General features: G+C 65.6%; 8 protein-coding genes. 4 read left to right on the top strand and 4 right to left on the bottom strand.

The features are described from left to right. The 4 genes from EES42_RS45335 to EES42_RS41670 form a co-directional block, all read right to left on the bottom strand. Positions 1 to 412, bottom strand: a 412-nt coding sequence (locus tag EES42_RS45335) for a hypothetical protein (protein WP_164495533.1), incomplete at its 3' end; no start/stop codon positions are given. Between the two features lie 719 nt (positions 413 to 1,131). Next, positions 1,132 to 1,806 (bottom strand): DUF6461 domain-containing protein, encoded by a 675-nt coding sequence (locus EES42_RS41660; protein WP_124723425.1) that lies wholly within the window; start codon positions 1,804 to 1,806, stop codon positions 1,132 to 1,134. Positions 1,807 to 1,880: 74 nt separating this feature from the next. After that, the gene (locus EES42_RS41665; protein ID WP_124723426.1) at positions 1,881 to 3,191 is read right to left on the bottom strand and encodes a hypothetical protein; all 1,311 of its coding nucleotides are present in this window, start codon (positions 3,189 to 3,191) and stop codon (positions 1,881 to 1,883) included. A gap of 53 nt (positions 3,192 to 3,244) precedes the next feature. Then, positions 3,245 to 6,511, bottom strand: a complete 3,267-nt coding sequence (locus EES42_RS41670) for an ALF repeat-containing protein (protein WP_241196929.1) — start codon at positions 6,509 to 6,511, stop codon at positions 3,245 to 3,247. On the opposite strand from EES42_RS41670, the gene EES42_RS45340 reads away from it, so the two are divergent. The 4 genes from EES42_RS45340 to EES42_RS45345 form a co-directional block, all read left to right on the top strand. Next, positions 6,504 to 6,881, top strand: coding sequence for a hypothetical protein (locus tag EES42_RS45340; protein WP_164495527.1), 378 nt, complete (start codon positions 6,504 to 6,506; stop codon positions 6,879 to 6,881). The two genes, EES42_RS41670 and EES42_RS45340, sit on opposite strands and share 8 nt — an antisense overlap. A 135-nt stretch (positions 6,882 to 7,016) precedes the next feature. Continuing rightward, positions 7,017 to 7,532: a hypothetical protein gene (locus EES42_RS41675; RefSeq protein WP_206433873.1), complete on the top strand. Its 516-nt coding sequence runs from the start codon at positions 7,017 to 7,019 to the stop codon at positions 7,530 to 7,532. 302 nt (positions 7,533 to 7,834) lie between these two features. Next, the gene (locus tag EES42_RS41680; RefSeq protein WP_164495534.1) at positions 7,835 to 9,478 is read left to right on the top strand and encodes a trypsin-like serine protease; all 1,644 of its coding nucleotides are present in this window, start codon (positions 7,835 to 7,837) and stop codon (positions 9,476 to 9,478) included. A gap of 187 nt (positions 9,479 to 9,665) precedes the next feature. Further along, a partial coding sequence (locus tag EES42_RS45345; RefSeq protein ID WP_206433876.1) for a trypsin-like serine protease occupies positions 9,666 to 10,842 on the top strand: 1,177 nt, incomplete at its 3' end.

The raw sequence follows: 10,842 nt of genomic DNA on the forward strand, positions 1-10,842 counted from the left end.
GGGTGGTGTCCCCGGCCCGGTGGGTGCGAAGGACCGACTCGGACGGGACGACGCAAGCGACCAGGTCTGCGATGCCGAGTGCCTTGCGTTGCAGAGAGTCGCGGACGAGCGTCAGCTGGAAGGTGAACGCGTCAGCCGTGGCATCCAGACCTGCGCGCGCAAAGGTCCATGCGTAGTGCAGCTTCAGGGGATCGGTATCGCAGACCGCGATACCTTGCGCTCCCTCGTCATGGACGGCCTCTGCCCATCTCTCTTCGTTCCGGCGTACCCAGAAGGCGCTCGTCTCTTCAGGAGACGCCGCATCATCCGGTCGAAGATGCCCGGCAAGTTCGCAAACGGCCTTCGGAATCTGCAGTGAGCTGACGTAGCGGCTTTTTCCTGCGGCACTGGGCCCCTCGGCAACGAAGATCATGCTGTGAGTCTTGCAGGACCGTCTCTGCCGGTTCAGAGGACCAAGCCGGTCGAGGCGGCTGGGTTTGCCCCGTACCGTTCCACAGCACAGGGGTCTGCCCGGGATTCAGCCACGAGGCATTTGCTTCCGGATTCGGTGGTCAGGGGGCTGCGGGCAGCCCTGCATGTCCTCCCCTGCGGTCCAGGGCCACTGGTGGTGTGCGCTGCTGACGGGCCAGATCGCGGGTGTCGGCTGCTGTTTTCCGCGTTGCTTCCTACGTGGAGGCGGGGGCTGGGGCGGGCGGAGTTTGAGGTGCTCAGCGAAGTCCCTCAGGCGGGCGGACGCGCCGAGGCCAGCGCGGTCATCGTGATCGCAGGCTGCTACGCCGGGCCTGGACGGCCTACCGGTGGGATGCCGGCCCTGCCCGACGGCCACGACCGTCCACGCCGCAGGATCCGTCTGGAACTGTCGGGAACAGCCGGGCCCGCTGAATCCGTATCAGGAATGCGTCGAGACAGACGACACCGGCCGGTGGGTCACCCTGACATCCTGATCAAGACGCCCGCCGACGTCACGGGCCTGCTGCTGCCCAACCCGAGAACAGCATCGAGACGATCGCCGCTCTCCTCAGGGTCAGTGTCGGGACCTTTACGACCACGTGCCCGACATCGTGCCGGGCGTCGACGGCTTCGGCGCCCGTGGCGGTGCTTGCGGGGTGACGGTGTGGATGGACGGCAATGTCATGCGGCCGGTGGTGGGTCGGTTTGGGTGAGGCGCAGTCCGTAGCCGAGAGATTTCATGGTCCGGGGAGGCGGCGGGCCATACCCCTGACTGTTTTCCGGTAGCAGTACGGTCAGCAGCCGACTGTTGACCATCTCGTTGCTGAGTGTCGCCTCTGTGTGTTCGGACACTGCCCGCAGCACGGGATCCCATCCGGGGAAATCCTCCGCGGCTTCGCTTCGCCGGAGTTCGACGGCGTCCCACCATGGGCGTGGTGGTTCGGGCCGGGTGCTAAGCATGCCCGGCTCGAATCGCTCTGCCAGGTGCCCGTCACGCCAAAACCGGAACCTCTGCTGGCCGCGCGCGTCCTGCTGAAGGCTGAGTGTTTCAGTGCCCTGGGAAAGCCGGGTCAGCAGAGCGGTCGTGGAGCCGAGCCAGCCCCACTGCTCAAGGCAGAATGACCAGTCGCCGATCGCGCCGACGCGCAGGACCGTTGCCGCGAGGCCTTCGTCGCCGATTCGCTGGCCGAGTCCGTAGGCTTCTTGTGGGTCTAGCAGTCGTGCCTCCTCGGGCCGGGCACCGTACCGCGTGAGCAGCTCTGACGGGTCCAGGTTGTGGGTGAACGTCAGGCACCACATGATTTCGTGGTCGGCCCAGGACGTCGACGGCCGGGGTTCCGTGTGATCGCTTTGCACCGTGGTGCCTCCTAGCTAGGTGTCGCACCGGGGCCGGGCAGCTGCCCGGCCCCGGTGCGATGACGCTGTTGTGGTCAGGGGGTAAATTCCATGTCGAACTTCTCGGTGTCCAGGATCCGGTAGTTCCTGAAGAAGCTACCGAGTTTGCCACCGGCTGAGCCGTTCGCTTCGGCAGACATGTTCGCTCGTACGCAGGGTTCCTGCCCCGTAAGCGGCTTGTTGGCCCGCGCCTGGGTGATCACCCACTTTCCGTTCTGGAGGACAGGTATGACGTCCGCGCACAGTGCCCCTTCGGTGCCTCCTTCGTACGTGCCCGCGAAGGGGAACTCATCACATTCGTCCTCTGCGTTGATGTCAGGACGGCGAACGAACGGGTCGATCTTCGATTCACAGGTCCTAGCTCGGTTGGTTGACGAGAGCCCCTCGCCCCGGCTGAGGGGCGCGTTGCCTCGAAGTGCCTGACCGTATTGATAGACGGCCGACGCGGCGCCATGTATCGGGTCGGAGAGGGAGTACTCCAGCGTCTCGCGTATGGGCACGACACATCCGCGGCTGGTGGATTCGCCGCCCATGTCTTCGTCACACCGGATCTTCAGCTCCGCAGGGCTCTCCCAGGACATGTTCGGGTCGACGGGGGTCGCTCCGTTGGCGGTGACCGTCATGAAATACTTGGTCTGGAAGCTGTCGTACGCACCGGAGGCGACGCGACTGTTGTACGCAACCTCGCCGGAGACCGACTGCTCTTGCAACAGGGTCTTGTTCCCGTACCAGGGTCGTCTCGTGGTCGGGGTGCAAGTTGAGGTGCATTGGACGGCGAATCCGATGTTCAGGCTCTTGACGGCATCGGTGACCTCGGTGACCTTAAGGGAGATCGTCTCCTTGAACTCGGTTGTATTCTGGCGCAGGGTTAGGCTGGTGTTGATGTCGATCAGGCCAGTGCCTAGCACCTTGCCTTTCTCGTCATAAAGTGTGTAGCGCCCCTGCGCGCCGGTCAGGCAGAGGCCACTGCGGCGGGAGTAGGTCCACTCACCATCCTTGGAGACCTCGCAGGACCCCACCGGCTCATCATCGATGGAGGATGCTGAGACGGTGGCAGGAGGGCGCACCAACGACCGTTTCATGGGTGCTTTCTTGACGAATTGGATGCAGCTCTGAACCGCGCCCCCCAGCGATGCCCGTTCGCGTGTTGGCACAGGCGAACACGTACTGCTCGACTTGACGGTGGAGTATGCAGGTGCAGCAACCGTCGGGGCGGAGGTGGGTGCGGTGATCCCCTCGTCTGCGTGGGATGTGCCGGCGATCGTCAGGGTCAGGGCGGCTGCCATGGACAGCGCGATGCTGATACCGCGGCCGGATGTGACTTTCATGTTTTGCCTGTTCTTCACTGGGCTTCCGATGGTGGTGGTGGGGATCGATCGAGTCGGGGGGCGGTCCCGGGTTAGGAGAAGATCTTGACTATGGGAGAGACGAGGTCTTCGGCGACCTTCTCGACCTTGTTGACGACGGGCTTGACCACACTGGCCACGCGCCCGCCGCCGCGGGTCACGAGAGACAGGGCCATGCGGCTGGCAGCCGAGGCAAATTCACCGCTGGTGAAGCCGTACTCAATGCCGTTGGCGATGAGGCTTACTCCTGCGGCAACTACGGAGATCCCAAGGCAGACGGCTGCGATACTGCCCAGGACCGGAGCGGCAGGCCAGAAGACGCAGGCTACGCCGAAGCCTGCGGCCAGGAGTCCTGTCGCGACGCTCACCTTGTCGGCGGTGTCAGCCCACCATGAGGCGTCGTTCCACCATTCGTCCTTGTCAGTGTCAGTCCCTCCAGGATTCACCTGGTCGTTGGTCGACGAGTCGGACGGATTGCGCCTTTCGTCTCGGTCCTTCTGGGCTTGCTCGGCGGCCTTGCGCGCGGCCTCCTTGACCTCTGCCGTCCGCTTGTCGGCCGCGATCTGCCGGGCGTCGGCTGCTGCAGCGGCCGCCGTTTTGGCGTCCTTGCCGGCGGCGATTTGGGAGGCACGGGCGCTCGCAGCGGAGGCACTGGCGCTGTTGGCGGATGCGATGGCGCTGCGGGCCGCGTCGATGGCCCGGTTGGCGGAGTGATTCGCCGAACGGGCTGCGCTCTGTGCGGTCGTGGCAGCGGCCTTGGCCTTGTTTGCGGAGGCTTGGGCGTCAGCGGCTGACTTGTCGGCGGCATTGGCGTTGTCGGTGGCCTGCTGGGCGCTGATCTTGGCCTCGCTCGACGCGGTGATTGCCTTCTTGGCCCAGTCCTGAGCTTCGACTGCAGCGTCGCGGGCCAGCGCGGCCACCTGCGATGCCAGCGCCGCGTTCTTCTGGGCTTCCTGGGCCGTTTTCGCTGCGGTGGCGATGGTCGCCTGCATGGCGGCGGCATGGCTGAGGGAATCGTAGTCGAGCTGCGCCGCCCTATGCAGGACGGTCTCGACGAAGCGCCGGCGCATCCAGGCCGGGCCCTCCATGGCGACATCGGCGTACGCCTTGATGTAAGCGCCGCCGTTGTACTTGGCGGTCAAGGTGGCTACTGCGTCGTCTTCCTCGAGGGCCTTGACGAGCTCAACGTCGAAGAAACGTTGCAGTGCCTCCGGGGTGTCAGTATCGAGGGCGTCGTTGGCAGCCTTGGTTACCGCTTTCCCGGGCTTGGTGTTGAGGATCTTCAGGATGTTGACCCGGTTATCCATGGCACGCGACTTGATGACGCCCGAGCTGTCGAAGTCCCCCTCTGCGGGGATGCCGCCAGCGAGCGCTTGCGCTGCAGCTTCAGCGACGGCCGGCTCGGAGACCTGCGCGATGAAGAGAATGGTTTCGCGGTTGTCCTGTGACGCGGCCACCGCCCGGTCCACGTCGATCCAGGCATAGACGTCGTCGTCGGATCCGGCCAAGGCGAAGCGGGCAGCCAGACGTGTCCAGGTTCCTTTGGACTCCAGCAGCGCGACGGCAGCCTGGCGGCCAAGAGTTGCGGCGACGGCGAGATCGTTGTTCCAAAGGGCCTGTTCGGCTTTGGCTATCAGCGCCTTGGTGGCCTCGGAGGTCTGCTGTTCCTGCGTCCGCTTGTTCAGCGCGGCCGCACGCTCGGACTTGTCCAGTTCGGCGAGTTGAGCGGCTTCGCGCATTCCCTGGACTCGATCCGCCTCCAGAGTGGCCTGCTCGGCAGCACGGGCCTGCCCCTCGACCTTGACGGCGTCTGCGACGGCCTGCGTGGCCGTGTTCGCGGCCTGGACGGCCTGGCCAGCGTAGGCAGTGGCCTTGTTGGCGAAGTCCACGGCCTGACCGGCGTACTTGACCGCCTCCTCGGCGGCGTCGGCGGCCTTCTCAGCATGTTGGGCTGCAGACCTGGCAGCGTCACGGGCAGCACGTGCGGCCTTCGCCGCATCTCCAGCCAGCGCATAGGCCGTGGAGGCGGCGTTGGTCGCCTGGTTGGCGGCGGACGTGGCAATCCCCGCCTGACGCTTGGCCTCGGCCGCCTCTGCCTGTGCCACCCCTGATGCTGCCCCGGCGGCCTGGGCCGAGGCGTTGGCGGCGGCGGCGGCGCTGCGTGCTGCGGAGGCAGCCGTCAGACCGGCCTTCGCAGCCTGCTCCGAGGCGTTAGCCGCTTGGTCGGCTGCGGCGGCCGAAGCGTTGGCCTTCGCGGCTGCGTTACGGGCTGCGACAGCCGCATTCTTGGCGTCGGTGGCCTTGGTCGCGTCCTTCGACGCGGCGATCGCGGCGTTGTAGGCACGCGAGGCCGCCGATCCGGCGGACGCGGCGGCCTGGGAGGCAGCCGTGGCTGCCCAGGAGGCGCGCTGAGATGCCTGCACTGCGGCGCTGGAAGCACGGATGGCCGTTCGGGAAGCGGACGCGGCCCCGGCAGCGGCGGTCGCGGCAGCTCGCGCGGCAGCAGCCGACTCGCGTACATCGTCCTTTGCCTTCTCGGCTTCCGACGCGGCTTTCTCCGCCGCCGTCTTGGCTGCCTCTGCGGCGATGGTCGCCCGCTCGGACGCTTCGACGGCTAGGTCGGTCTTCTCCTGGGCGCGAGCAGCCTCTCGTTCGACGACAGCGACGAGCTGGTCGATCGTGGCGGACTCCTGGTCACGGGCCCGCGCGATGTGCTGCCCCGTGTCGAGGTACCACTGCACGTCGTCTGCCGTGCCGTCCAGGGCCCGGTTGGCGTACTTGGTGATTTCGGGTCCCGCGCCGATGAGAGAGCGGGTGATCTCGACGCGACGGTCCTCCAGACGGGCGTCGTACTGACCGGTGAGCAGGAACTTCTCCAGCGCTTGGTCTGTGCCGTCGTCCAGCGCGGTGTTGCCCTCTCGGTTGATGGCCTTTCCGCCGTTGGCCATGGTGGACAGGGTCGCCACCCGCATGTCCTCGGTGACTGAGGGGCGGAAGCCGTCTTTGACGAACGCGGCGATGGCGGTATCGCCATCGCTCAATGCCGCACTTGCGTCCCGGCGTACGCCCTTGCCTCCGTTGGCCAGGTAGCTGAAGACGGCAACACGGTTGTCGATGCGTGTCGCCCTCGGCAGTTCTTCGGTGAGGAAGACGGTGATGTCCTGGTCGGTGCCGCTCAGAGCGTAGGCGGCAGCCTCCTTGACCGACCGACCTCCCAGCGTCCATGCCTTGACCACTTTGCCGCGATCGGTATCGGGGAGGACCGGCTCGTCGCCGGTCGGGGTGGTGCGGGTGGCGGCTCGCACGGGGGTGGTGAACAACAGGGGGGTCGAGGCTGCAGCCGCGCCAGCCGCCACTATTGCGGCGAATCGGCGGCGGCTCAAAAACGTTGCCTGCACGGAAATCCTCTCTCAGTCAGATTACACGGGAACAGGTCATGCGCTGTCGGGTACGTATCCGAGCAGCGGTGATGCCGTGACCTTACGCAGCCTTTTCAGTGAAAAGGCGTCTGGTCAGAATCTGACGAGAAAATCGGAAAGAGAATGGCTGGATGCAGTCCTAGATTTTGCTCAAAGTCGCCACAACCTTCACGACAGTGACACAAGTCACTGCCGAAAAGAGTGTTTTGGTATATTTCGTCAGGCCTTTTTCGCTTGGCGCGATCTTGCCGTGGCTGTTTTCATTCAGTGATCGACAACGCCACACGAGGAAGCGTCCTAATTAACGACTCTTCAACGGGCTGCGCGGTTCCATTCGAATTCTTCCGGCAGATCCGCGCCAGCGTGTCGATTCACATCTCAAGTTCCCTCGATCGGCAGGATGAAAATGCAGGTACGTAGCACAGTTCTGCGAACCATCGGCGTGGCAGTGGGCGCCGGTGCTCTGGCCTGGCTCGCCGTCATGGGCAGCGTGCTGGGCGGATCCGGCACCGAACGGTTGGCCACCGAGGCCGTAGCAGACGAGGGCCCGGGATACGCGATCGAGGACTTCGCCTACCCGAACGCGGACAAGATCCTCGCGGAACAGAAGATCAAGCTGAAGAAGGGCGACGGCCACATCCTTCTCGCCACGTGCGATTCCGAGCCGGGTCTGCTTGAGGTCAACTCCCGAGTGAACGAGAAGGTCTGCTTCCGGATCTCGGGCGCCAGCGGCTACCTAAGCCTGGAGCTCCCCGCGGTCTTCGGCGTCAGGGGCAACGACTACGACACCCAGGTCGACATGGTCGTCGGGACCGAAGAGAAGACCTACAAGGTCATCAAGAACGGTTGGACCCCTGTCGGCGAGACTGCTGACCCACAGGGACGTGACTTCATGCTGCTGGAAATCAGGGCCTCCAAGTAACACACGGGCGCCCATGGCGCCCGCGCTGGCGGCCCAGCACATGGCTGGCCCGGATCGCCCCGACGGTCGCTCATAGAGCGTCTCACGATGCTCGAAATGGCGCTCCCGAATGTCGCCCCGGCAGCCGTACGTTGGCCTCATCGGTGCAGATGGCAGGCTCGGCGACCGCTCTGCTTGCAGTAACCGCCCAGCGCTCTTCAACTGCCGAAGCGACGCACGAGCTCCCGGCTCGTCAAACCAGGTGCCGAGTTCGCCTGTTGGTAACCCGCCTTTTCATCCCAGACGAATCCGAAGGAAGAAACGTGTCCATACGACAGTCCAGACCCTGGGGAGTAGCCCTGCTGACCGCCATAGCTGCGGTCAGTACTCTGCTCAGCACTTCCGCGCAGGCCGTTGACGGCGATGCTGCCGCAGATAGTACTTACACCTTCTCCGCGAAGATTGATGTCGGCGGGGTACGGGCCTGCTCGGGCGCGCTCCTGAACAACCAGTGGGTGGTCACTGCGGCAAGCTGCTTCACCGAGGACCCGGCGCAGTTCGACTCGCTGCCGGCCGGGGCGCCCGCGCTGAAGTCGACCGTGACGATCGGCCGTACCAACCTGATCGGCACCACGGGCGAAGTCCGGCAGATCACTCATCTGATCCCACGTACAGACCGGGACCTGGTCCTGGCCAAACTCGATTCCCCCGTCTACGGGGTGAGTTTCCTGCACCCCGCAACCACCGTCCCCACCGCAGGCGAGGCGCTCAAGGGCACGGGATACGGGCGCACCAAGGACACCTGGGTACCCGACCAGCTGCACATCGGGACGTTCACCGCCGGCACGGTCGAAGCTACTGCCATAGGCATCGACGGCACCCCCGTCTGCAAGGGCGACACCGGCGCACCAGTCTTCCGGGAGAAGGACGGCCGCCCCGAACTTGCCGCCATCGCCTCCAGATCCTGGCAGGGCGGCTGCCTAGGCTCCGATGAGACCAGAACCGGCGCTAAGGCGAGCCGCGTTGATGACATCCGCGCCTGGCTCACGGAGAACACCGCCTCCACCCTGAACAACTGGAACCTGCAGATGCTCACCAGGACGAGCACCGGGCTTTACCACACCATGCGCAACAGCAACGGCGACTGGACCGCCTTCGGCGACGTCCAGAAAGTCGCTGGCAGCATCGAGGACCTCGCCTACGCCGCCGACGCCGCGATCAAGGGCAAGAACTACGTCTTCGCCGTCGGCGGCGACGGACACCTCTACGAAGCCAACCGCCGCCCCACCGGAGGCTGGGAAGCCTTCCGCGACATCACCGACGAAGTAGGCTCCAAGCCCGGACTGACCCGCGTCGCTGTCACCTCCACAGGGTCCGGTCTGGCACTCATCGGCCTCGCGTCCGGCCGCGTCTACCACGCCACACAGGACGCGGACGAGAAGTGGTCCAAGTGGGGCGACGTCAGCGCCAAACTCGGTGTGCTCGGCAACGCCACCCAGGTGACCACCACTCAGACCTCCGGCGGAGACACGCAGATCGGTGTCGTCGCAGACAAGAAGGCCTACCACGCTACCCGTCACTCCGACGGCACCTGGAGCGCCTGGGGGAACATCAGCAATCAGCCCACCGGCCTCGACGCAATCAACGGCATGGCCTTCGCCGGCACCGGCAGCAACCTCCAGATCATCCTCACCAGCCCCACCGGCGACAAGAAGCACGCGATCCGGGCCGACACCACCGGCAGCTGGAGTGCCTTCGGCAACCTCGGCAGCAGGCTCGGCACAGAGCCGACCATCAGCGTCGACGCCGCCAGTGTCGCCCGCGAATTCCAGGCCGCTGTCGTCACCGCCGACGGGAAGACCAAGCACATCCTGCGCCACGACAACGGTAAGTGGGACGCCGTGGAACAGGTCGCCGGCTACCCCGGCTCCCCTGCCGGCGTCGCCCTGACGGGCAGCGCCGACTGACCACACTCGCACACAGTGCCCGCGCGAGCCTCTGGGAACTCCCTCCGGCCTCGGCAACGAGACTGGAGGGCAGAGCCCGCTGCTCACAACGTCATCCACGCCCCGCCGAGTACACACCGATCGCTTCCAGTGCATTCGCCGGGCAGAAGGCATCTTCGGTACACCGCCCGAGCAAAGGATCTCCTACGTGCCCGTCAGACATCCTCGTCGCGTCCAGGCCGTCGCACTATTGGCCGCAACTGCCGCGGTCGGCGCGTTGACCATAGTTACGCCGGCGCAGGCCGTTGTCGGTGACACCGTCGCTGACAACACCTACACGTTCGCCGCGAAAATCGATGTCGGCGGTGAGCGCGCCTGTACCGGCTCCCTTGTCGACGCCCAGTGGGTCCTGACCGCCAGCAGTTGCTTCGCCGCCGCCGGACGGCCCGCTTTCCCTGTACCCGCTGGCGCACCGGCCGAGAAGACCACGGTGACCATTGGCCGCACCGACCTGACGGGCACAACCGGCAAGGTCGTCGAGATCACCGAGCTGGTGTCCCGGACGGACCGCGATCTAGTGATGGCCAAGCTTGCCGAACCGCTCACCGACATCGCCCCCGTGGTGCTCGCGACAAACGGACCGGTGGCCGGTGAGACGTTGCAGGTCGTGGGCTATGGTCGCACCGGGAACTCCTGGGTTCCCGACCGCCTGCACTCCGGGGCCTTCTCCGTGACCCAGGCCGACGCCACCACCGTCGCCGTCACCAGGGACGGCGGCAGTATCTGCAAGGGTGACGCGGGCGGTCCCGCGCTGCGCGAGAAGGACGGCACGGTCGAGCTCGTAGCCGTCCACAGCATGTCCTGGCAGGCCGGCTGTCTGGGATCCGACGAGACCCGCAACGGCGCGGTGGAGACCCGCCTGGACGACCTCGGTGAATGGATCCAGCAGATCCGCGCCCTGCCCCAGGAAAGCCAGGTCACTTCCGGGGACTTCAACGCCGACGGCAAGGAGGACGTAGCAGCCTTCTACGACAACGGCACGTCGATCGAGGGCAAGAACAGGTCATCACTCTTCGCCTTCTACAGCACAGGCATCGGCTTCGGCGCACCCAAGAAGGTCTGGAGCACTCCCGGCGGCTTCACCTACGCGTCCAGCAAGCTGGCTTCGGGCGATTTCAACGGCGACGGCAAGGACGACGTCGCGGTCCTCTACGACGGAGGCATCTCCGACACCGGCCGGGTGTCCTCGCTCTACACCTTCACCAGCACCGGCACCGGATTCAGCAGCCCGCACAAGACATGGACCAGTTCGGGCTCGTTCAACTGGGACGCCTCGAAGGTGACCTCCGGCGACTACAACGGGGACGGCAAGGACGACATCGCCG

It is taken from the genome of Streptomyces sp. ADI95-17 (genome assembly GCF_003846175.1).
Taxonomy (GTDB): domain Bacteria; phylum Actinomycetota; class Actinomycetes; order Streptomycetales; family Streptomycetaceae; genus Streptomyces; species Streptomyces sanglieri.

What these genes read in the sequence shown, in the direction of transcription:
- EES42_RS41675 (WP_206433873.1), top strand. Translation starts at nt 7,017, where the DNA reads ATGCAGGTACGTAGCACAGTTCTGCGAACCATCGGCGTGGCAGTGGGC.